18 protein-coding genes are annotated in these 21,203 nt (G+C 64.8%); 13 read left to right on the top strand and 5 right to left on the bottom strand.

Going from position 1 to position 21,203, the window contains the following annotated elements:
* The first annotated feature begins 46 nt into the window (after window positions 1-46).
* The gene (gene dddP / locus ABOC32_RS19940; protein ID WP_426808533.1) at window positions 47-1,393 is read left to right on the top strand and encodes a dimethylsulfonioproprionate lyase DddP; all 1,347 of its coding nucleotides are present in this window, start codon (window positions 47-49) and stop codon (window positions 1,391-1,393) included.
* 140 nt (window positions 1,394-1,533) lie between these two features.
* Here the strand turns inward: dddP and ABOC32_RS19935 are convergent, their stop codons facing one another.
* Genes ABOC32_RS19935 through ABOC32_RS19925 form a run of 3 tightly spaced genes read right to left on the bottom strand, consistent with a single transcriptional unit; the run spans window position 1,534 to window position 7,242 of the window.
* Window positions 1,534-2,913 carry an efflux transporter outer membrane subunit gene (locus ABOC32_RS19935; RefSeq protein ID WP_426808532.1) on the bottom strand — a complete coding sequence of 460 codons (1,380 nt, stop codon included), beginning with the start codon at window positions 2,911-2,913 and terminating at the stop codon, window positions 1,534-1,536.
* Window positions 2,913-6,047, bottom strand: coding sequence for an efflux RND transporter permease subunit (locus ABOC32_RS19930; protein WP_426808531.1), 3,135 nt, complete (start codon window positions 6,045-6,047; stop codon window positions 2,913-2,915). Before ABOC32_RS19930 ends, ABOC32_RS19935 begins: the two co-directional genes overlap by 1 nt.
* A 1-nt stretch (window position 6,048) precedes the next feature.
* Window positions 6,049-7,242, bottom strand: coding sequence for an efflux RND transporter periplasmic adaptor subunit (locus ABOC32_RS19925; RefSeq protein WP_426808530.1), 1,194 nt, complete (start codon window positions 7,240-7,242; stop codon window positions 6,049-6,051).
* 151 nt (window positions 7,243-7,393) lie between these two features.
* Between ABOC32_RS19925 and ABOC32_RS19920 the strand changes: the two genes are divergently transcribed.
* Window positions 7,394-8,788: an ATP-binding protein gene (locus ABOC32_RS19920; protein WP_426808529.1), complete on the top strand. Its 1,395-nt coding sequence runs from the start codon at window positions 7,394-7,396 to the stop codon at window positions 8,786-8,788.
* Window positions 8,785-9,447 carry a response regulator gene (locus ABOC32_RS19915; RefSeq protein WP_426808528.1) on the top strand — a complete coding sequence of 221 codons (663 nt, stop codon included), beginning with the start codon at window positions 8,785-8,787 and terminating at the stop codon, window positions 9,445-9,447. Before ABOC32_RS19920 ends, ABOC32_RS19915 begins: the two co-directional genes overlap by 4 nt.
* A gap of 164 nt (window positions 9,448-9,611) precedes the next feature.
* Here ABOC32_RS19915 and ABOC32_RS19910 read toward each other — a convergent pair whose 3' ends face one another.
* Window positions 9,612-11,360 carry a BCCT family transporter gene (locus tag ABOC32_RS19910; protein WP_426808527.1) on the bottom strand — a complete coding sequence of 583 codons (1,749 nt, stop codon included), beginning with the start codon at window positions 11,358-11,360 and terminating at the stop codon, window positions 9,612-9,614.
* Between the two features lie 311 nt (window positions 11,361-11,671).
* Here ABOC32_RS19910 and ABOC32_RS19905 point away from each other — a divergent pair, with 311 nt between their 5' ends.
* Genes ABOC32_RS19905 through ABOC32_RS19895 form a run of 3 tightly spaced genes read left to right on the top strand, consistent with a single transcriptional unit; the run spans window position 11,672 to window position 12,891 of the window.
* Window positions 11,672-11,989 carry a hypothetical protein gene (locus tag ABOC32_RS19905; RefSeq protein ID WP_234227973.1) on the top strand — a complete coding sequence of 106 codons (318 nt, stop codon included), beginning with the start codon at window positions 11,672-11,674 and terminating at the stop codon, window positions 11,987-11,989.
* Between the two features lie 8 nt (window positions 11,990-11,997).
* Window positions 11,998-12,198, top strand: coding sequence for a DUF1289 domain-containing protein (locus tag ABOC32_RS19900; protein ID WP_012271937.1), 201 nt, complete (start codon window positions 11,998-12,000; stop codon window positions 12,196-12,198).
* Between the two features lie 51 nt (window positions 12,199-12,249).
* The gene (locus ABOC32_RS19895; RefSeq protein WP_426808526.1) at window positions 12,250-12,891 is read left to right on the top strand and encodes a LysE family translocator; all 642 of its coding nucleotides are present in this window, start codon (window positions 12,250-12,252) and stop codon (window positions 12,889-12,891) included.
* A 108-nt stretch (window positions 12,892-12,999) separates the two neighbouring features.
* On the opposite strand, the gene ABOC32_RS19890 is transcribed toward ABOC32_RS19895, so the two are convergent.
* Window positions 13,000-14,571 carry an IclR family transcriptional regulator domain-containing protein gene (locus ABOC32_RS19890; protein WP_426808525.1) on the bottom strand — a complete coding sequence of 524 codons (1,572 nt, stop codon included), beginning with the start codon at window positions 14,569-14,571 and terminating at the stop codon, window positions 13,000-13,002.
* A 172-nt stretch (window positions 14,572-14,743) separates the two neighbouring features.
* Between ABOC32_RS19890 and ABOC32_RS19885 the strand changes: the two genes are divergently transcribed.
* From ABOC32_RS19885 to ABOC32_RS19855, 7 genes are all read left to right on the top strand, one after another.
* The gene (locus ABOC32_RS19885) at window positions 14,744-15,553 is read left to right on the top strand and encodes a ribonuclease activity regulator RraA (RefSeq protein WP_426808524.1); all 810 of its coding nucleotides are present in this window, start codon (window positions 14,744-14,746) and stop codon (window positions 15,551-15,553) included.
* A gap of 3 nt (window positions 15,554-15,556) precedes the next feature.
* Window positions 15,557-16,003: a nuclear transport factor 2 family protein gene (locus ABOC32_RS19880; RefSeq protein ID WP_426808523.1), complete on the top strand. Its 447-nt coding sequence runs from the start codon at window positions 15,557-15,559 to the stop codon at window positions 16,001-16,003.
* A 124-nt stretch (window positions 16,004-16,127) separates the two neighbouring features.
* Complete coding sequence (locus ABOC32_RS19875; RefSeq protein WP_426808522.1) at window positions 16,128-17,534, top strand: aldehyde dehydrogenase (NADP(+)); 1,407 nt, start codon at window positions 16,128-16,130, stop codon at window positions 17,532-17,534.
* A gap of 13 nt (window positions 17,535-17,547) precedes the next feature.
* Entirely contained in the window at window positions 17,548-17,841 is a 294-nt protein-coding gene (locus ABOC32_RS19870) for a Dabb family protein (RefSeq protein ID WP_426808521.1), read from the top strand.
* An 87-nt stretch (window positions 17,842-17,928) separates the two neighbouring features.
* Window positions 17,929-19,218, top strand: a complete 1,290-nt coding sequence (locus ABOC32_RS19865; protein ID WP_426808520.1) for an MFS transporter — start codon at window positions 17,929-17,931, stop codon at window positions 19,216-19,218.
* 66 nt (window positions 19,219-19,284) lie between these two features.
* The gene (locus tag ABOC32_RS19860; protein WP_426808519.1) at window positions 19,285-20,094 is read left to right on the top strand and encodes an NAD-dependent epimerase/dehydratase family protein; all 810 of its coding nucleotides are present in this window, start codon (window positions 19,285-19,287) and stop codon (window positions 20,092-20,094) included.
* Complete coding sequence (locus ABOC32_RS19855) at window positions 20,091-21,179, top strand: mandelate racemase/muconate lactonizing enzyme family protein (RefSeq protein WP_426808518.1); 1,089 nt, start codon at window positions 20,091-20,093, stop codon at window positions 21,177-21,179. The genes ABOC32_RS19860 and ABOC32_RS19855 overlap by 4 nt, the downstream gene beginning before the upstream one ends.
* The last annotated feature ends 24 nt before the right edge of the window (window positions 21,180-21,203 follow it).

Genomic DNA, 21,203 nt, shown 5'->3' with positions numbered 1-21,203 from the left:
AAACGCTGTTTTCCACACAACAATAACCAACGGAATACCGCACGCCATGATGACATCGCCATTCTCGATCCCAGCGCACTCTCGCCGCATCGACCCGTCCCGCCAGCGCGCCGCCGCGCTCAAGGCCGATGGCTCTGTGGATGACAACGACCGCACCGAAATCGGCCCGACGCCGCTGGCCTTTGCCGAGTGGGCGGCACTGGGTCTTGAGCCGCAACATTTGCCGACGATGCGCGAATACCGCCTGCAACGCATTCGCGAACAGCTGGTAGCCCGTGACTTGGGCGGCGTGCTGCTGTTCGACCCGCTGAACATCCGCTACGCCACCGACACCACCCACATGCAGCTATGGACCACCCACAACCCCGCACGCGCCTGCTTTGTCGCCGCCAGTGGCCATGTGGTGCTGTGGGACTTCCATGGCTGCGACCACCTGTCTGCGCATCTGCCGCTGGTCAGCGAGCTGCGCAGTGGTGCTTCGTTCTTCTACTTCGAAACCGGCGACCGTACCGACGCACACGCCAGGCGCTTTTGCGCCCAGGTTGACGAACTGCTGCGCACACACGCCGGCAACAACCGCCGCCTGGCTGTCGACCGTATCGAAGTGGCCGGCCTGCGCGCCCTCGATGCCCTTGGCGTGCAGGTGCACAGCGGCCAGGAGGTCACCGAGTTTGCCCGGTTGATCAAAGGCCCCGACGAAATCCTGGCCATGCGCTGCGCAGTGGCCTCCTGTGAGGCCTCGGTTGCCGAAATGCGCCAGGCCATGCGTGCGGGGGCGACCGAGAACGATGTCTGGGCAGCGTTGCACAGCGGCAATATCCGCCGGGGCGGTGAGTGGATCGAAACCCGCATCCTCAGTTCCGGGCCACGCACCAACCCGTGGTTCCAGGAGTCTGGCCCGCGGGTGCTCAGCGATGGCGACCTGTTGTCGTTCGACACCGACCTTATCGGCGTGTATGGCATTTGCGTGGACATGTCGCGCAGCTGGATCTGCGGTGGCCTGGCACCCACGGCGGAGCAGAAGCGCCTGTACCGCATCGCCCATGAACACATCCACGTCAACGCCGGGATGGTCAGGCCAGGGGTGCGTTTCACCGAGCTCACCCGCAACGGCCACCGCCTGCCCGAAAGCTGTCGCGAGCAACGTTACGGCGTGATGTTCCATGGCGTGGGGCTGTGCGACGAGTACCCGAGCATTCGTTATCCGGAAGACCTTGAGTCCTACGGCTACGAAGGTGAACTGCAGCCGGGCATGGCCTTGTGTGTGGAGGCCTATGTTGGCGAAGTGGGTGGGCGAGACGGGATCAAGCTGGAGAACCAGTTGCTGGTGACCGAGGACGGGTACGAGTTGCTGACCCATTACCCGTTCGAGGACAACTTTCTGCGCGATTGATTGTTACAGGACAGAAGAAACTCCGAAGGTTTGCCGGGAATCATGTGGGAGCGGGTTCACCCGCGAATGCGATGGTGAATTTACCGCCGCATTCGCGGGTAAACCCGCTCCCACAGGGAACATGCGTCAGCTTGGCGGGTTCAACCCTGCCAGCCACCCCCCAGCACTTTGTACAACGTCACCCGGTTCTGCTGCTCGGCCAGCGCCAGGCTGATCAGCGTCTGCTGCGCCGAGTACAGCGAGCGCTGCGCATCCAGTACCTCAAGGAAGCTTTCCGATCCTTGCTTGTACAGCGCCAGCGACAGGTCATAGCTTTTCTCGGTGGCGCTGGTCAGGCCACGCTGGGCGTCCAGCCGCTCATTGATGTGCCCCCGCACGGCCAAGGCATCGGCCACTTCGCTGAAGGCGGTCTGCAGGGTTTTTTCATAGGTGGCCACCTCGATGTCGCGGCTGACCTTGGCCGCATCCAGCGTCGCCCGGTTGCTGCCGGCATTGAAGATCGGCAAGTTGATCGACGGCGCAAAACTCCAGGCGCGGCTACCACCGGCAAACAACCCGGACAGCTCGCTGCTGGCGCTGCCACCGCTGGCGGTCAAGGTGACGCTGGGGAAGAACGCCGCCCGCGCCGCACCAATGTCGGCATTGGCTGCCTTGAGCGTGTGCTCGGCGGCCAGCACATCCGGGCGCCGCTGCAACAGGCTTGACGGCAAGCCAGCCGGCACGCCTACCAGCAACGCCGCATCGAGGCGGGCATCCCCCGGCAACAGTTTGTCGTCCAGGCGGCGCCCCACCAGCAATTCCAGCGCGTTGCGGTCCTGCGCCACCTGGCTTTGGTAGCTGGCAACGTCGGCGCGCGCCGACTCCACAGTACTTAGCGCCTGCGCCAGGCTGAGGCCAGACTCGCCCCCCAGCGCGTGGCTCTGCTGCACAAGGTTGTGGGTTTTCTGCTGGCTGGTGTAGGTTTCCTGGGCCAGTGCCAGCAGTTGCTGGTCGGCCGCCAGGGTCATCCAGGCACTGGCCACTTCAGCCACCAGGCTGATCTGCGTGCTGCGCCGGGTCTGCTCCAGCGCCAGATAGTCTTCCAGCGCGGCGTCCTTGAGGTTACCCAGACGGCCGAACAGGTCCAGCTCGTAACTGCTCACCCCCAGGCCAACGCTGTACTGGCTGCTGACCGCGTTGCTGCCATCGCTCACGCTGCGTTGGCGGGTGCCGTCGGCACTGGCGGAAACCGACGGCAACAACGCCGCACGCTGGATACGGTATTGCGCGCGCTGGTACTCGACGTTCAAGGCCGCCACGCGCAGGTCGCGGTTGTTGGCCAGGGCCAACGCCACGGTGTCACGCAGGCGGGCGTCGACGAACAGGGCTTGCCAGGCGATATCGGCATTGTTGCTGCTTTTGGCCGTGGTGGCCGGCCATTGCTCGGCCACCGGGGCGGCCGGGCGCTGGTATTCCGGGGCCAGGTTCACGCAACCGGCCAGGGCCATTACCAACACCAAGGGAAGAGGGAACAGGCGCATCAGGCTTCTCCTGCGACAACGTCGGTGCGTGGGGCGTTGCGGCGCGCGGCCAGGCGCTGCACCAGCACATAGAACAAAGGGATGAAGAACAGGCCGAGCAGGGTGGCGGCGAGCATGCCGCCAAGCACACCGGTACCGATTGCCTGGCGCCCGCCGGCACCGGCACCGTTGCTCAGGGCCAGCGGCAGCACGCCGAGGATGAACGCCAGTGAGGTCATCAGCACCGGGCGCAGGCGGATGCGCACGGCCTCCAGGGTGGCGACCAGCAAGTCCTGGCCGCGCTCGTAGCCTTCCTTGGCGAACTCGACGATCAGGATCGCGTTCTTCGCCGCCAGGCCCACGGTGGTCAGCAGGCCGACCTGGAAGTACACATCGTTGGCCAGGCCGCGCAGGCCAGTCAGCACCAGGGCGCCAAGGATGCCCACCGGCACCACCAGCATTACCGCGAACGGCACCGACCAGCTCTCGTACAGCGCCGCCAGGCACAGGAACACGAACAGGATGGAGATGGCATACAGCAGCGGCGCCTGGTTGCCGGCCAGGCGTTCCTGGTAGGACTGGCCGGCCCAGGCGTAGCCGATACCTTCCGGCAACTGCGCCATGATCTGCTCGACCGCCGCCATGGCGTCGCCAGAGCTGACGCCGCTGGCCGGCTCGCCAACCAGTTCGTACGCACCAAAGCCGTTGAAGCGCTCCAGCAGCGGCGAGGCGGTGCTCCATGAGGTGCTGGTGAAGGCCGACAACGGCACCATGGCATCGCTGTCGTTGCGCACGTACCAGGCGCCGATGTCCTCGGCCAGCATGCGTTTGTCGGCTTCGCCTTGCAGGTAGACCTTCTTCACCCGGCCGGCGTCGACGAAGTCGTTGACGTAGCTGCCACCCATCACGGTGCTGAGGGTGGCGTTGATGTCACTGGCGGCAACCCCCATGGCACCGGCCTTGCGGTCGTCGATGGCGACGTTCAGCTGGGGCGTGTCTTCCAGGCCCTGCGCACGCACATTGGCCAGGCGCGGGTCCTTGGCGGCCAGGTCGATGAACTGGTCGCGTGCCTTCAGCAGCGCAGAGTGGCCCAGGCCGGCCAGGTCCTGCAACTGCACATCAAAGCCCGAACTCTGGCCCAGGCCCTGAATGGCCGGCGGCGCGATGACGAACACATTGGCGTCGAGGATCTTCGACAGTGCCCTGTTGGCCCGTTGCGCCACGGCCGCGGCGCTGTGCTGCTCGCCCTGGCGTTCGCTCCAGTCCTTCAGCTTGATAAAGCCGCGCCCCGAGTTCTGGGCGTTGCCACCATTGCCCAGGCCGCGCACGGTCAGGATCGAGGCCACTTCCGGTTGTTGCAGGATGTAGTCCTGCACCTGGCTGCTCACCGCCTGCAGGCGTTCGTCGGTGCCGCCCACCGGCAGGGTCATCTGCATCATCAGCATGCCCTGATCCTCTTCGGGCAGGAACGCTGACGGTAGTTTCTGGAACATCAGCGCTACACCGCCCAACACCAGGACGTACACCAGCAGGCCACGCAATGGCCGCGCCAGGACCGAGCCGACAGCCTGCTGGTAACGCCGGGACGTGCGATCAAAGTGGCGGTTGAACCAGCCGAAGAAACCACGACGCGCTTCGCCGTGGGCAGACACGGGCTTGAGCAGTGTCGCGCACAGGGCCGGGGTGAGGGTCATGGCCACCAGTACCGACAGCGTCATTGCCGCTACCAGGGTGACCGAGAACTGCCGGTAGATCACGCCGGTGGAGCCGCCAAAGAAGGCCATGGGCACGAAAACCGCCGACAGCACCACCGCAATGCCTACCAGCGCGCCGCTGATCTCGCCCATCGACTGGCGTGTTGCCTCGCGCGGTTGCAGGCCTTTTTCGGCCATGATGCGTTCGACGTTCTCCACCACCACGATGGCATCGTCCACCAGCAAGCCGATGGCCAGCACCATGCCGAACATGGTCAGGGTGTTGATCGAGTAACCGAGCAGGGCCAGCACACCAAAGGTACCCAGCAACACCACCGGTACGGCAATGGCCGGAATCAGCGTGGCGCGCAGGTTCTGCATGAACAGGTACATGATCAGCACCACCAGGGCGATGGCCTCGAACAGCGTCTTGACCACTTCCTCGATGGAAATCTTCACGAACGGCGCGGTGTTGTAGGCCACTTCGCTGCGCAGTTGCAGCTTGCTGGGGAAGAACTGCTGCAGCTCGGCGAGCTTGGCTTGCACCGCTTCGGACACGTCCAGCGCGTTGGCTCCGGTGGCCAGGCTCACGGCCAGGCCGCCAGAGGGCCGGCCGTTGTGCTCGGCGACCACGTCATAACTTTCGCTGCCAAGCTCCACCCGGGCCACGTCCGCCAGGGTCACCACCGCGCCAGCGCTGTTGTGCTTGAGCACCAGGTCGCGGAACTGCGCAGCGGTTTGCAACTTGCTGCGGGCATTGATGGTGGCATTGAGCTGCTGGCCGGCGCGGGCGGGCAGGGCGCCCAGCTGGCCGGCCGAGGTGTCGACGTTCTGTGCCTCCAGCGCGCTGCTCACATCCGATGGCATCAACGCGTACTGCTTGAGCTTGTCCGGGTCGAGCCAGATGCGCATGGCGTAGCTCGAGCCCAGCGTGGTCACCTGGCCGACGCCGCTGACCCGGCTGATCTGGTCGTACAGGGTGCTGGAGATGAAGTCGCTGATGTCGGTGGCGCTGACGTCGGGGTTGTCCGACACCAGCGAGAGGATGATCAGGAAGTCGCTGGCCGAGTTGTGAATCTCGATGCCTTGTTGCTGCACGGCTTCGGGCAACCGCGCCTTGGCCTGCTCCAGCTTGGTCTGCACCAGCATCTGCGCGGTGTTGATGTCGGTACCGGCCTCGAAGGTGAGGGTGATCGAGGCACTGCCCGCCGAGCTGCTGCTGGACGACATGTAGGTGAGGCCGTCGAGGCCGGTCATCTGCTGCTCGATCACCTGGGTCACCGAGTCTTCCATGGTCTTGGCCGAGGCGCCGGTGTAGGTGGCGCTGAGGCTGATTTGCGGCGGAGCAATGTTGGGGTATTGCGCCAGCGGCAGCTGGAAGATGGCCAGGCCGCCGCCCAGCATCACCAGGATGGCGATGACCCAGGCGAAGATCGGCCGGTCGATGAAGAAGCGTGCCATGTCATTCGCCTCGGTTGCTGTCGTTGTGGGCGGTCAGGGCGGTGTCCTGTACCTGGACTTGCTGGCCGACGCGGACCTTTTGCAGGCCCTGGACGATCAACTGGTCGCCAGCGGCCAGGCCCTGGCTGACCCACCAGCGGTTGCCCACTGCACGGGCCAGGGTCAGTTCGCGCTGCTGCACCTTGCCGTCGACCACCACCAGGGCGGTGGCGTCGCCGCGTTCGTCACGGCTCACGGCCTGCTGTGGCACCAGGATGGCGTCCGCCTGCACGCCTTCCTGCACGCTGGCCTTGAGGTACATGCCCGGCATCAGCAGGCCATCGGGGTTCGGCACCACGGCGCGGAAGGTCACGCTGCCGGTGCTTTCATCCACGCTCACGCCGTTGAAGGTGAGGGTGCCAGGGTGGGCGTAGGTGCTGCCGTCTTCCAGCTCCAGGCTGATACGGGTGGCGTCCTGCTGTGTGCTGGGGGCCAGCTTGCCTTCGGCCAGTTCGCGTTTCAGGCGCAGCAGGGTGCTGCTGGGCTGGGTGAAATCGACGTAGATCGGGTCCAGTTGCTGCACAGTAGTAAGCGCGGTGGTCTGCTCGGCGGTGACCAAGGCGCCGGGGGTGACCGAGGAAGTGGCGGTGCGGCCATCGATGGGTGCGTTGATGCGGGTGTAGTCGAGGTTGATACGCGCGCTGCGCTGCGTGGCCATGGCCGATTGCAGGCTGGCGCGGGCTTCGAGCAGGGCGGCCTGGGCGCTTTCGTTGTCTTCGGCGCTGATGGCGTCGATCTTCACCAGTTGCGCATCGCGCCTGGCTTTCAGCTCGGCGGCCTTGAGCGTGGCGCGGGCCGAACTGACGGTGGCCTCGGCCTGGGCCAGTGCGGCCTGATACGGCTGTGGGTCGATCTGGTACAGCGCCTGGCCAGCCTTGACCGTGTCGCCCTCGTTGAACAGGCGCTTCTGGATGATGCCGCCGACCTGCGGGCGGATTTCGGCGATCAGGTGAGCACTGGCGTGGCCGGGCAGGGTGGTGGTCAGGGCTTGGGCCGCGGTGGTCACTTCGTACACTGCAACTTCTTGCAAGGGGGCCGCTGCGCCAGTTGTTTCGGCCTCGCGGCAACCGCCGGTGAGCAACAGGCCGGCGCCCAGCAACAGGGCGCGCGTCAGGGGCGAACGGGCGAACATCAGGGAGTGGAACAAAGTAGGCATCGCAGGCTCCGAGCCAAAGGATTTCGATGGCTGCAGCGTGCGCGGCAATTGTGCAGGTAATGTGCAGAAAGCATGGAGATTGCCCAGCGCGCCTTGCGGCGCAGGGGCCTGCACGCTTCAATACGGGCTATTCCAACGTGCCGGCGGTGCCATGAGAGTCAGCCTTTCGCGCAAGTTCTTCTTCGCCATGCTCGCGGTGTGCGCGTTCGCCGTGCTGGGCATGGTGTTTGCCGCCTACCTGAGCCTGAAGTACGGCTTTCTCGGCTACCTCAACCAGCAAGCCGAGGAGCGCATGGAGCGCATCGTGCCGCGGGTCGAGCAGGCTTATGCGCGTAATGGCAGTTGGGACTTCATTCGCCGCGACAAGGACCAGTGGTTCGAGCTGCTGCGCCCGGAAGATGTGCTGCCCAATGCCCGTTTCGACCCCAGCCTGCTGACGGTTTCCGACCTGACCGGTGCGTTTGTGCGTTTTGCCCTGCTTGATGCACAACGTCAGCCGATCATTGGTTACCAGGGCGCCCCGGCCGACATGCTGTTGCGCCCTGTCCGCCATCAGGGCCAGGTGGTTGGCTGGATGGCCTTGGCACCCTTGCAGTCGGTGACCAGCGTTGGCGACCAGCGCTTCCAGCTCAACCAGTTGCGCTCCAGCCTGCTGATCGGCCTGGCCTGCTTGCTGGCCACGGCAGTCATCGCCTGGTGGCTGAGCCGCGCCTTGCTGCGGCCCATCCGCGAAGTGGCCAGCGCCACCCATCGTCTGGCTGCGGGCGACTACGCCATTCAGCTGCCGGTGCGCTCGGCAGACGAAGCCGGGCAACTGGCCGGTGACTTCAACCGCATGGCCGCCACGCTGGCCAGTAACGAGCGCCTGCGCCGCGATTTCATGGCGGACATTTCCCATGAATTGCGCACACCATTGGCGGTGATGCGGGCCGAGCTGGAAGCGATGGAAGATGGCATTCGCCCGCTCGACGGCAATGCCTTGCGCTCAATGCTGGGGGAGGTGGGGGCGTTGAGCAAGCTGGTCGACGACCTGTCCGATTTGTCGCTAGCAGAAGTTGGCGGCCCCACTTACCGCCGCGAACGCATCGACCTGTGCGTGTTGTTGCCGGTGATGGCCGAAGCCTTTCAGGCCGGTTTTGCCGAGCGCGGTCTGGCATTGCGCCTGGAGCTGCCCGGCCAGCCGTTGTGGGTGATGGGCGACGAGGCGCGCCTCGGGCAGTTGTTGCACAATCTGCTGGAGAACAGCCGCCGCTACACCGATGCGGGTGGCCTTACGGTGTTGCGTGCATTCCAGGAGGGTGACCAGGTGCTGGTGCAATGTGAAGACACCGCCCCGGGCGTGGACAGCGCGTCGTTGGCGCGCCTGTTCGAGCGCTTCTACCGCGCGGAGCGTTCGCGCAACCGGGCCAGTGGCGGCACCGGGCTGGGCCTGGCAATTTGCCGCGGTATCGCGGAAGTACACGGAGGCCGGCTGACCGCCAAGGCCTCCGCCATGGGCGGGCTGCTGCTGGCGCTGGCGCTGCCGGTTGCAGGAGATGATGCATGAACCGGATTTTGCTGGTTGAAGACGAGCCCAAGCTGGCCGCACTGGTGGGCGATTATCTGCGTGTGGGCGGTTACAGCGTCGAGCACCTGGCTGACGGCCTGGCGGTGATCCCGGCCATTCGCCAGGGCCAGTACGACCTGATGCTGCTCGACCTGATGCTGCCGGGCCGTGACGGCCTGGACATCTGCCGTGAGCTACGCAGTTTCAGCCGGCTGCCGTTGATCATGATGACTGCCCGTGTAGATGAGATCGACCGGCTGCTGGGGCTGGAGCTGGGCGCGGACGACTACATCTGCAAGCCGTTCTCGCCACGCGAACTGGTGGCACGGGTGAAGGCGGTGCTGCGCCGCAGTGGCGAGCAGCCCGGCAACCTGGGCCTTGAACTGGACGCCCGGGCATTCCAGGCGCGCTACCGGGGCGTGGCACTGGAGCTCACACCAGTGGAGTTCCGCATGCTGGCGGCGCTGGCGGTGCACCCGGGGCAGGTGTTGTCCCGGGACCAGTTGATGAACCACATCTACCAGGACCACCGGGTAGTGGCCGACCGTACCGTGGACAGCCATGTAAAGAACCTGCGGCGTAAGCTGACCGCGGTGACCCCGGGGCACGACCCGATCCGCTCGGTGTATGGCGTGGGCTACAGCCTGGAGTTCGAGTAACCCACATCTGAAGGCTTGCGCCATCCCTGTAGGAGCGGCCTTGCGTCGCGATGGGCTGCAAAGCAGCCCCAACAATTTGTGCCGCGAAGCTGAAAACCCGGGGCCGCTTTGCGGCCCTTCGCGACGCAAGGCCGCTCCTACAAGGACCGCGCAGGGTTGGAGTATCAGGTTTCGGACACTTCGCTCGCTGCTGGCGTCACCTTCACCGAAGCCTTCTTCTCCTGCACCACGATGTAGAACTCCTCGCCATGCTTCACCGCCCCATACAACACGGCCTTCTCGATCAGCTCGTTGCCGCGCAGGTGGCGCAGCATCATCGGGTCTTTGCGCAGGTCGCGGTACAGCGCCAGGCACAGCAGCACCATCACCACCACAAAGGGCAGGGCCACGACGATGGTCAGGTTCTGCAGCCCGGTCAGCGCTTCGCCCGGGTCCCGCGGGTCGCCGATCGCCAGCATGATCGCCGCCACCGTCCCGGTGAGCGCGCCCCAGAAAATCACCGTGCGCCGCGATGGCGCGGTGGTGCCGTGCTCCGACAGCGTGCCCATTACCAGTGACGCCGCATCGGCACCGGAAACGAAGAAGATGCCCACCAGGATCATCACCAGTACCGAGGAAGCCGACGCCAGCGGGTAGCTGTCCAGTAACTGGTACAGTGCCTGGTTGCTGTTGACCGCACCGTTTGCCAACTGGAGGGTGCCTTCACGCAGGGCGTCGATGGATGCACCGCCGAAAATGGTGAACCACACCAGGCTGACCAGGCTCGGCACCAGCAGCACCCCGGTGACAAACTGGCGGATGGTGCGGCCGCGGCTGATACGGGCGATGAACATGCCCACGAACGGTGTCCAGGAAATCCACCAGGCCCAGTAGAACACCGTCCAGCCGGCCAGCCAGCTGTTCATCTGCTCGCCGCCGCTGGCGTTGGTGCGGGCCATCATTTCCGGCAGCATCTTGATGTAGATACCGAGCGAGGTCGGCAGCAGGTTGAGCATGAGCAGGGTCGGGCCGACCATGAACACGAACACCGCCAGTACCAGTGCCAGCACCATGTTGGTATTGGACAGCCACTGGATGCCCTTGCCCACGCCGGACACCGCCGAGGTGACGAAGGCGATCGTCAGCAGGGTGATGATGGCGATGTAGAACAGCTTGCCGGGGTGTTCGACCCAGCCGTTGTATTCCAGTCCACCGGCAATCTGCAGCGCACCCAGGCCCAGCGAGGCCGCCGAGCCGAACAGCGTGGCGAAGATCGCCATCATGTCGATCAGGCGGCCGAGCGGGCCGTTGGCGTGCTTGCCGATCAACGGCCGGAATGCGGCGGATATCAACTGCGAGCGGCCGCGGCGGTAGGTGCCGTAGGCAATCACCAGGCCGACGATGGCGTACATCGCCCAGGGATGCAGGGTCCAGTGGAACAGGGTAGTGGCCATCGCCACCTGCATCGCTTCGCTCGTCTGCCCGGTGGCCGAGCCGGGTGGTGGTGTCACATAGTGCGACAGCGGCTCGGCAACGCCGAAGAACATCAGGCCGATGCCCATGCCGGCGCTGAACATCATCGCCACCCAGGACACCGTGCGGAATTCTGGCTGTTCGCCATCACGGCCCAGTGGCACCCGGCCATAACGGCTGGCGGCCAGCCACAGCACGAACACCACGAAAAGCGTCGAGGTGAGCACGAAGAACCAGCCGAAGTTGAGAATGACCCAGGATTGCGCGCTGGAGGCGCTGCTGGCGAGGCTGGCCTGGTTGAGGAAGCCCCAGAGGACGAACGCGAGGGCCAGGAGGCTGGTGAAACCAAAGACAATCCAGTCGAGCTTGCCCTCGAAATGCCGGTCCTGGCGGGCTTCTGCGGTTTTCGAGGGGTCTGTCACGCCAAGGTCGAGTGTTTCGGTGATGTGTTCCTTTGCCATGAATGATGAGGCCCCTTTGTGGTTTACCTGCACGCGCAGGCTTGTTGTTGTATGGGCGACCGAGTTCGATGACGGCCTCGGCGGGGAGATAGCTGGCTGATTATCCTGTGCCCGAAACCGCGGCTCCTGTCCCGTAAACGTCCTGGGGCGTCCATTGCGCGACCTGCCAAATACTTTTAGTTCTGGGGGCGATAGCCCTTTCTGCTTCGCGTTCTGGTACCCTGTGGGCATTACCCTGGCCTACACATCCGGGCACCGTAGAAGCGTTGCTGCTTGTGGGCCAGGCCGCATCAGGAAACGGAGATTCGTCAATGGCCACTGACCGTGTGAGCCTGATTCATTTCGATAAATTGAGCATGAGCCCTGCCGCTGCCGATCGGTTCCAGAAAGCCCTCGACGCGCTGGCAGCGCTCAAGCTGCAGGACCGTTACGTGTACCTCATCGCTCCTTATCTGGGTGATATCGCTGACGCCTCCGACGCCGAGCAACTGGACACCGCCCTGGGCCAGTGCATTCGTGTGGTCGATGAACTGCTGGCCGCCAGGTCGGTCAGCAAAGCCAAGTCTGAAGAAGTCCGCCAGGTGTTCCAGAGCGCTGCCGAACGTGCACGGGCAGAACTGCCCGGCTGAGTGGTGGCATGGCCAAAGATATCGACAACCCTTGTGTCTCGTTATGCCAGCTCAACAGCGAGCTGTGCGTAAGCTGTGGCCGCACCCGTGACGAAATTCGCAAATGGCGGGGCATGAAACGCCCGGAGAAGATGGCGACCGTGCAGCGCGCAGCAACGCGGATGAAAGCTATCGCCAAGAAGGCAGCCAAGCGGCAGAATGCTGACTGAACCTGCGTGCCCTGCACGCGGCCTTGCCCGATTTGCCTGACGAGCCTGAAAATGGATTCTCACTCGCTGTTTGCGTTTACCCTGGTCGCTGCCATCGCGATCGCCAGCCCCGGCCCTGCCACCCTGATGGCCATCAACAACAGCCTGGCCCACGGCCAGCGCAGCGCGATCTGGTCGTCGCTGGGCAATGGCTCGGGCCTGTTCTGCCTGTCGGCTGCGGCCATGCTTGGGCTGGGCGCGTTGCTGGCCAGTTCCGAAGTATTGTTCAACGGCGTGAAAATCCTCGGGGCCGGTTACCTGTTCTACCTCGGGGCGCGGCAGTTGCTGAAAAAGAGCCCGATGCTGGAGCAGGGGGCTGCCGATGGCGCTGCCAAGGTACGGCCCACACCGCTGAAGTTGTACAAATCGGCTTTCCTCACAGCCGTGACCAACCCCAAGGCGACCATGTTCTTCACCGCGCTGTTCCCGCAGTTCATCGACCAGGGGGCGGCACTGTTGCCGCAGTTCCTGACCCTGACCGGGATTTTCGTGGGCTTGTCGCTTGCTTCGCTGAGCTTGTATGCCGCACTGGCTGCGCGGGCCAAGGGTGTGCTGACCCGGCCGTCGATGTCACGCTGGGTGAGCCGCGTGGTAGGCACCACCTTTATCGGCTTTGGCGCGGCGATCCTGGCGATGCGTCGGCAGGGCGCCTGATACCTGGGGGCTGCTGCGCAGCCCATTGCGACACAACCTGGAGCGTGACGCGATCCCTGTAGGAGCGGCCTTGTGTCGCGATTGGGCCGCACAGCGGCCCCGGCATTCTCAACCCTTGGTACGCATCTGCAGCAAGCACCCCGAATCGGGTGCACTGCCCAGCACTTCCAGCTTCAACGCCTGCCGGGCACTGGTAATGAACAGCGTGGTGCCATCTTCCCCGCCAAAACACAGGTCGGTCGGGCAAGGCACCGGCAGGCCGATCATGCGTTCCAGGTTACCGTCGGCATCGAAGCGGGCCAGGCTCCAGCCGTCCAGCTGAGTTGTCCACACGCCGCCTGTGGCATCCAGCGCCAGGCCGCCCAGCCGGCCACCGCCACGCGGCAGCGAGGCCAGCCGGCGCACGCTGCTGCTGCCAGGTTGCAGCAGCAGGATATCGCCAGACTCCGGCGCCAAGGCATACACCGCGCTGCCCTTGGCGTCCCAGCGAAAGGCACTGACCTGCTCTGGTAACGCCCAGCCATGGCGCAGTTCGCCCTCTGCGCTCAGCTCGCCGATCAGGCAGCCACTGGCAGTTTTCCCACACGCCCACAGCGCACCCGAAGGGTGTGTGGCCAGTGCCAGCAGGCGGCTGCCAAGCAAATCCTGCCGGGGGTGTTCGTGGCCGTCCCAGTCGATCAGTGACCAACCGCCAGCCTGGGCCACCAGCAAACCATCGGGGTGCAGCTCCATGCCGCGTACAGGCAGGTCCAGGCGGGTCAACAACCGGCTGCTGCGGCCATCCCAGCAATGGATGGCCGGTGCAAGGGTGTCGGCCCAGTACAACTGCCTTTGACCGGTGTGCCAGCGTGGGAACGCCCCGTGGAATGCCCACGGTCCAGGTAGCACGCTGATCTCGCCCCCGGCTTGCGGCGCGTTGGCTGGGCGTAGCTGCTCACCCACCCGGCGCGCGGCCTCGGCCAGCTCCGGGCCGAGCAGGGTCAGGCGTTCCAGGGTCAGGCGGTACGCCGGCCCGGCTACGCTCAGGGCGCCACGTACCTGGCCTTGCTTGTCGATGATCGGCGCGGCGACGCAGCGAATCCCGAGGCGGATTTCTTCATCGTCCAGCGCGTAGCCGCGGGCCTGGGTGATCTGCAACTCGGCCAACAGCCTGCGGCGGTCGGTGATGGTCAGTGGCGTCAGCGGGGCCAGCACCAGGCCTTTGAGGATTTCGTCGCGTGCCGAGGGCGTCAGTGCCGAAAGAATCGCCTTGCCTTGCCCGGTGCAGTACACCGGCTTGCCTTGGCCCAGGCTGGCCGCCGAGCGCTGGGTATGGGCGCCGTCACAGCGCTCCAGTGACAGCACCTGATTACCGTCGAGCACGGCCAGGTATGAGGTTTCGCCAGTCAGGTCGCGCAAGGCGCGCAGTTCTTCGCTGGCCGCCGCCACCAGGTCGGGCTCCAGGTAGGCGTTGCGCACCATTTCCAGGTAGTTGAAGCCCAGCCGATAGACCTTGCGGGTCGGGTCGCGGCGGATCATGCCCCGTTCCACCAGCGTGGCGATGATGCGGTACAGCGTGGTACGAGGCAGCGGCACCTGTTCGGCCAGCTCGGCCTGGCTGATGCCGCTGGCACTCGCGCCAATGGCCTGGAGCACGTCCAGGGCTTTCTCCAGCGCTGCGGTGCCTTCACCTGTTTTCATTGTTTTCCCACCCTTTGGAACTCGGCCGCGTGAGCGTACAGAATGCCCCTTTCTCGTGGGAATTTCCGCCATAGAATCGGCCTCAGCAGGGCTTGCAACGAAGATGCGTCCCACATCATGGGAATTCGCCCTGGCAGCCCATCGGATGAACCCGCGAGGAGAACCTACAACAATGTCCGTCATCCACAACTACGCCGATGCCCATGAAAGCGTCTCCGGCAAGCAGGTTGAAGTCAGCGACGAAGTGCTGGCCAGGCTCGCCACCTGCAGCAGCGGCTCGCTGACTACCCAATTGTTCAAGCGCGGCTTCCGCCAACCGGCGCTGGTCGGCCTGCGTGCCATGACCCGTGACGTCAAGCCGTTCGCCGGCCGTGCCTTCACCATGCGTTTCATCCCCGCCCGTGAAGACATCGACACCTATTCGACCATGACCACCAAGCCCAATGACGACAACCTGCAATGGGTGGGCGTGGAGCAGATCAAACCCGGCGATGTGCTGGTCATCGACAGCCGTAACGACCCGGCAGCCGCCTCGGCTGGTAACATCCTGGTGACCCGCCTGCTGGCCCGTGGTGCCAAGGCCATCGTCACGGATGGCGCCCTGCGTGACGGCAGCGAAATCGCCGCCATGAGCCTGCCGGCCTATGCCCGCGAAATTACCGCTACCACACGCATTTCCTACCACCACGTGGCCGACCTGCAGGTGCCGATTGGTTGTGCCGGGGTGGCGGTGTACCCGGGTGACATCATCGTCGGCGACGCCGACGGCCTGACCGTGGTACCGGCGCACCTCGCTGAAGAACTGGCCGAGGTGTGCAGCGTGCAAGACGACATTGAAAACTACCTGGCCATGCGCATCGCCTCGGGCGAAGCACTGTGGGGCGTGTACCCACCGAGCCCGGCGTCGGTGTCCGACTATCACGCCTGGGTTGCAGCCGGGCGCCCGGCAATTCCATCGATCATCGACAAGCAGGAGGTCTGAGCCATGGCCGAGCACAAGCATGCGCAAACGATTCGTCGCTACTTCGAGGCTTGCAACGAAGGCGACTACGACAAGCTGGTGTCCTGCTTCACCCCGGATGCGGTGCATTACTTCCCGTCCGGGCTGCCGGAGATTCCGTGGCGCACGGCCGACACCATCGCCCGCAACTGGGTGTGGTGTGTGGAGAACCTGGGGTCGCAGTGGACCATCGAGAAGATCCTCATCAGCCACGACAGCAATGAAGCGGTAATTGAGTGGACCCACTGGAAAAGCAAGCTGGGCACCGCGCTGCGTGGGGATGAGTGGTACGTGTTCGATGAGCAGAGCGGGTTGATTCAGGAGATCCGTGCCTATTACGCGTCACCTGCTGACAAGGATGTGGCGATCAACGAATTGGTCGATTTCGACTATGTCGGCCGTGGGTATCACCTGGAGCCGAAGGCACGTTAGGGCTACTGGCCTCTTCGCGGGCACGCCCGCTCCCACAGGACAGTGGTGCGCTCGACTCGACGCTGTACCTGTGGGAGCGGGCATGCCCGCGAATGGCCGCACCACATTGTTCAAGGAGTTACCCATGACCAACCTGCAAAACCTGAGTTTCGCCGATATCGATGCAGTGGTTGCACAATCCGCCGCCGCAGCCGAATTCTGGGCCGATTCCAGCGCCAACCAGCGTGCCACCTTGTTGCGTGGCCTGGCCACCGCCCTGGAACAACATCAAGCCGAACTGGTCGCCATCGCCGACCGCGAAAGCGGCCTGGGCGAAGCGCGCCTTAACGGCGAAGTGGCGCGCACCACCTTCCAGCTGCGCGGCTTCGCCAGCGAAGTGGAAGCCGGAGTGCCGTATCGCCAGGTCGATGACCAGGCCATTGCCGGTGCCCCGCCTGCAGGCCGCCCCCGCCTGACCCGCGTGCAGCGCGCCCTGGGCCCGGTGGCGATGTTCTCGGCCAGCAACTTCCCGTTCGCCTTCTCGGTGCTGGGCGGTGACACGGCTTCGGCCCTGGCTGCCGGTTGCCCGGTGGTGATCAAGCCGCACTCGGGTCACCTCGAGCTGTCCCGCGCCGTATTCGCCCTGGCCGCTGGCGTGGTGCGCGCCCAGGGCCTGCCGGAAGGCCTGCTGACCCTGGCCGAAGCGCCTGACCGCGCCACCGGCACCTACCTGGTGCAGCACCCGGCGATTGCCGCAGTGGCTTTCACCGGTTCCTACCAGGGCGGCAAAGCCCTATGGCAGGCGGCCAATGAGCGCGCTCGCCCGGTACCGTTCTTTGGCGAGCTGGGTTCGATCAACCCGCTGGTGGCCTTGCCTGCAGCACTGGAAAAGGACAGCGAAAACCTGGCCAGGACCCTGGCGGCGTCGATCACCCTCGGTTGTGGGCAGTTTTGTACCAGCCCAGGCGTGATCGTGCTGCTCGAATCACCGCACAGCCAGCGCTTCGTCGCTCAGTTGGCCGAGGCCATTGCGCCGATCGCTACGCACCGTATGCTCACCCCGGGCATGCAGCAGGGTTTCGAAGCCGCTGCCGCCACAGTTGCCGCCAACGCCGCGCCGGTATTCGCCGCGCATGCCGATGGCGCCGGCCCGGCACCGCGCCTGTTCGCCACCGATGCCGCCGGGTTCATCGGCAACGCCCACCTGCGTGAAGAGATGTTCGGCCCCGCCGCGCTGGTCGTCACCGCGCAGTCGGTAGCCCAGCTCGCCGAAGTGCTCTACGCGGTGGGTGGTACCCTGACGACCACACTGTGGGGCCTGGACGCTGACAGCGAAGACAATCGCCAACTGCTGCGCGCTGCCCAGCGAGTGTCCGGGCGGGTGCTGTTCACGGGTGTGCCGACCGGTGTTGCCGTGTGCCACGCCCAACAGCACGGCGGGCCATGGCCTTCGTCAACTGCCCCGCAGACCACCTCGGTGGGCTATGCCGCCATAGAGCGCTTTTTGCGGCCGGTGGCCCTGCAGGACGCGCCAGCCTGGGTGCTGGGTTGAGGAGGGCAGGGCGATGATGCGACATATCGTGCTGTTCCGCCGCCTGCCGGGCGTCGAGGCGCAGCCTGAACGGGAAGCGACACTGGTGGCGCGCATGCGCGACCTTACGGAGGAAATCGACTTCATTCGCGGCTGGCGGGTAGCCGCCAACGAGCTGGACCGGCCGATCTGCTGGGACTACATCCTCGAGTCCAGCTTCGACGATGCCGATGCGGTACAGCGTTACCTGCCGCACCCGGCGCACCAGGCCCTGGTCGCCGAGCTCAAGCAGTACTTCGAGTGGGTGGCAGTGGATTACAGCGTATAGACCTCAGACCAGCGCCTGGCCCGCTGGCTGGGGGCAGGCGCTATAACAAAAAAGATCCGGCATCACAGGTGCCGGGCGGAGTCGTACATGAACAAGAAAAAGAACTACCGCTGGACGATCCTGACCATGTTGTTCCTGGCCATGATCATCAACTATGTCGATCGCGCTGCCTTGTCGATCGCCATGCCCTTCATTACCCAGGAGTACCACCTCACGCCCGCCGAGAAGGGCATGATCTTCAGCAGCTTCTTCTTTGGCTATGCGCTGTTCTGCTTTGTGGGTGGCTACCTGGCCGACCGCTTCGGGCCTAAACGTGTACTCACATGGTCAATGAGCTTCTGGTCGCTGCTGTGCGGCTCTACCGCGCTGGCTTTCAACTTCTGGTCGTTGCTGATCGTGCGCGCACTGTTCGGAGTGGGCGAAGGGCCAGTGTCGACCACCGCCAACAAGACCGTGAACAGCTGGTTCCCGATCAAGGAGCGCGCCCGCGCCATCGGCATCAACCAGGCAGGCGGCCCGTTGGGAGGGGCCCTGGCCGGTCCGATCGTGGGGTTTCTCGCCTTGTGGCTGGGTTGGCGCGTAGCTTTTGTCGTCATCGCCGTGATCGGCGTGCTGTGGGCCATCGCCTGGTGGCGCATGTCGGCCTCCACGCCCAAGGAGCATCCGCTGGTGTCGGCAGAAGAGCTGGCGCTGATCAATGAAGGCCGCGCGGCGCCGGTTACCGCCGTGGAAGACGCGCCGCGCACGCCGGTGTTGCAGATCATCCTGCAGCGCTCGGTGCTGGTCACCGGGGTTTCGCTGTTCTGCTACAACTACATCCTCTACTTCTTCATGACCTGGTTCCCCAGCTACCTGATCGACGCCAAGGGCATCGACCTCAAAGCCATGAGCATCGTCACCGCGTTGCCCTGGCTGGTGGGCACGGTGGGCTTCGTCTGCGGTGGCCTGCTGATCGACTGGGTATTCAAACGCACCGGCAAGCAGTTGTTCTCGCGCAAGGTGGTGCTGGTGACCTGCCTGCTGATCGCCGCCGTGTGTATCGGACTGACCGGCCAGGTGCAGAGCGTGACCAGCACCGTGGCAGTGATGACCGTGGCCATCGGCTTCCTTATGCTGACCGCGCCCGCCTACTGGTCGCTGATCCAGGATGCGGTGCCGGACCACCAGGTGGGCACTGCCGGGGGGGTCATGCATGGCCTGGCCAACCTCAGCGGCATTGTCGCGCCGACCGTGACCGGCTTCATCATCCAGTCTACCGGCACCTACGCCAGCGGTTTCGGCCTGGCGGCGGGCCTGGGTATCCTGGGGGCACTCATCGTTGCCTTGTTCGTCGGCCAGAAGCCGGTGAAACATGCCACCGTGGCCGTCACAGCCTGACTTGCGCACGCCTGGCGGCCAAGTACCGCCAGGCCCTTGCACTACCTCTGTTTTCGGGAATTCGTCATGCCTACGCTACTTGTCACCGGCGCTGCCGGTATTGTCGGAACCGCACTGCGCCCCTACCTGCGCGCACGTTTCAACCTGCGGCTGCTGGACCGGCGGCCAGTCACTGACCTGGCCGCCGGGGAAACCGCGCTGGTCGGCGACCTGACCGACCCGGCCTTTGTCCGCCAGGCAGCCGAAGGGGTCGACGCGGTGTTGCACCTGGCCTGTGCCCACGGCACCGATATCCAGTTCCAGAGCACGGTGGAGCCCAATTACCACGCCACCCTGTATTTGCTGGAAGCTGCACAGCGCGCAGGCGCCAGGCGTTTTGTCTTTGCCAGCAGCCACCATGTACTGGGCCAGTACCACAGCCAGTCGGCCACGCACTTCGATGACAGCCCGGTAGCACCGGACAGCTATTACGCCTTGAGCAAGGTGTTTGGCGAGGCGGCGTGTGCCACCTTCTCCCAGCGCAGCGAGCTGGCCACCTACATCGTGCGTATCGGCAATGCTGATGCCAAGGTCGCCGATGCCCGCCGCCTGCGTCTGTGGACCAGCGCACGCGACTTGGCGCAGTTGGTGCTGATCGGCCTGGAGCATCCGCAGGTGCGCCACGAAATTGTCTACGGTGTGTCGGAATGCCCCGATGCCTTCTTCCACAACCGCCGCGCGCGCGAACTGGGCTATCGGCCACAAGACCATGCCACCGATCACCTGGCAGACAACTTCCTGGCGTATGAAGCCATGGCACCGGTCGGGTCCGGCCGTGATCACGTAGGTGGCGCTTACGCCGGGGTTCCTTTGGCAAGTGTGCTGGAGCAAGCATGAAGATCGTCCGTATCGATACGCAGATCGTCGAAATCCCCTTCCACGATGGCGGCAAGGGCCAGGGCATTACGCCGACCACCTGGCACACCCTGGAAAACGTCTTGATCCGCCTGGAGGACGAACATGGCAACGTCGGTTGGGGCGAAGCTTTCGGCTACTTCGTTGCCGATGCCACCAAGGCTTTGATCGACCGCCTGATCGCACCTTTGCTGCTAGGGCGGCAGGTCGATGACATTGCCGCGTTCAACTGCGAACTGCAGTTGCGCCTGCACCTTTTCGGTCGCTATGGGGTGACCATGTTCGCCATCTCCGGGGTCGACATCGCCCTGTGGGACCTGGCGGCTCGCCGTGAAGGTGTGCCGTTGCACGCGCTGCTGGGCCACGCCCGACGTGAACAGGTGGCAGCCTACGCCAGCCTGGTGCGCTATGCCGATGCCGAGGTTGCACCGGCAATCTGCGAAAAGGCGCTGGGGATGGGTTTCGGCGATATCAAGCTGCATGAAGTGACCCTGCCGGAAATCGCCGCCTGCCGGCATGCCATCGGCTTCGATGTGCCCCTGGCCACCGATGTGAACTGCGCCTGGGCCGTGGCCGATACCCGCGAGTGGCTGCCGGCGCTGGCCGACCTGCAGCTGGCCTGGCTGGAAGAACCGGTCTTTCCGCCAGAGGATTTCGCTACCCTGGCCAGCCTGCGCGGGCATGGCGTGCCCCTATCGGCAGGCGAGAACTGGTGCACCGCGGTGCAGTTCGAGCAAGCCCTGCTGGCCGGTGCGGTGGATTCGATCCAGCCCAGCGTGACCAAGGTCGGTGGTATTTCCGAATGCTTGCGCATTGCTGCACTGGCCGACCGGCATGACGCAGTGGTGCTGCCGCATTGTCCTTACTTCGGCCCCGGGCTGATCGCCACCTTGCACCTGGCTGCAGTACAACCACGGGTGCCGCAAGTGGAGTACCTCTTCGTCGAACCGGCCGGCTGGCTGTACCCCGTGGAGCAGCTACGCCAGGGCAATCAACTGCAAATCCCGCAGGGGCCGGGCCTGGGCGTGGACATCGACCTTGCTGTGGCCGAGCGCTTCCGCCGCTAAGCCCTACACCATCACCTGTTGAGC

The sequence above is a fragment of the Pseudomonas sp. WOUb67 genome (assembly GCF_050058005.1).
In the GTDB taxonomy this organism is placed as follows: domain Bacteria; phylum Pseudomonadota; class Gammaproteobacteria; order Pseudomonadales; family Pseudomonadaceae; genus Aquipseudomonas; species Aquipseudomonas putida_R.
The sequence above is the reverse complement of the archived record's forward strand: the minus strand, read 5'-3'. Positions and strand labels throughout refer to the sequence as shown.

Bases quoted from the DNA above. Each gene is read 5' to 3' on its own strand.
- ABOC32_RS19925 (WP_426808530.1), bottom strand. From the start codon at position 7,242: ATGCCTACTTTGTTCCACTCCCTGATGTTCGCCCGTTCGCCCCTGACG.
- ABOC32_RS19910 (WP_426808527.1), bottom strand. From the start codon at position 11,360: ATGGCAAAGGAACACATCACCGAAACACTCGACCTTGGCGTGACAGAC.
- ABOC32_RS19915 (WP_426808528.1), top strand. From the start codon at position 8,785: ATGAACCGGATTTTGCTGGTTGAAGACGAGCCCAAGCTGGCCGCACTG.
- ABOC32_RS19905 (WP_234227973.1), top strand. From the start codon at position 11,672: ATGGCCACTGACCGTGTGAGCCTGATTCATTTCGATAAATTGAGCATG.
- dddP (WP_426808533.1), top strand. From the start codon at position 47: ATGATGACATCGCCATTCTCGATCCCAGCGCACTCTCGCCGCATCGAC.
- ABOC32_RS19890 (WP_426808525.1), bottom strand. From the start codon at position 14,571: ATGAAAACAGGTGAAGGCACCGCAGCGCTGGAGAAAGCCCTGGACGTG.
- ABOC32_RS19865 (WP_426808520.1), top strand. From the start codon at position 17,929: ATGAACAAGAAAAAGAACTACCGCTGGACGATCCTGACCATGTTGTTC.
- ABOC32_RS19930 (WP_426808531.1), bottom strand. From the start codon at position 6,047: ATGGCACGCTTCTTCATCGACCGGCCGATCTTCGCCTGGGTCATCGCC.
- ABOC32_RS19855 (WP_426808518.1), top strand. From the start codon at position 20,091: ATGAAGATCGTCCGTATCGATACGCAGATCGTCGAAATCCCCTTCCAC.
- ABOC32_RS19870 (WP_426808521.1), top strand. From the start codon at position 17,548: ATGATGCGACATATCGTGCTGTTCCGCCGCCTGCCGGGCGTCGAGGCG.
- ABOC32_RS19885 (WP_426808524.1), top strand. From the start codon at position 14,744: ATGTCCGTCATCCACAACTACGCCGATGCCCATGAAAGCGTCTCCGGC.
- ABOC32_RS19935 (WP_426808532.1), bottom strand. From the start codon at position 2,913: ATGCGCCTGTTCCCTCTTCCCTTGGTGTTGGTAATGGCCCTGGCCGGT.
- ABOC32_RS19895 (WP_426808526.1), top strand. From the start codon at position 12,250: ATGGATTCTCACTCGCTGTTTGCGTTTACCCTGGTCGCTGCCATCGCG.
- ABOC32_RS19900 (WP_012271937.1), top strand. From the start codon at position 11,998: ATGGCCAAAGATATCGACAACCCTTGTGTCTCGTTATGCCAGCTCAAC.
- ABOC32_RS19875 (WP_426808522.1), top strand. From the start codon at position 16,128: ATGACCAACCTGCAAAACCTGAGTTTCGCCGATATCGATGCAGTGGTT.
- ABOC32_RS19860 (WP_426808519.1), top strand. From the start codon at position 19,285: ATGCCTACGCTACTTGTCACCGGCGCTGCCGGTATTGTCGGAACCGCA.
- ABOC32_RS19880 (WP_426808523.1), top strand. From the start codon at position 15,557: ATGGCCGAGCACAAGCATGCGCAAACGATTCGTCGCTACTTCGAGGCT.
- ABOC32_RS19920 (WP_426808529.1), top strand. From the start codon at position 7,394: ATGAGAGTCAGCCTTTCGCGCAAGTTCTTCTTCGCCATGCTCGCGGTG.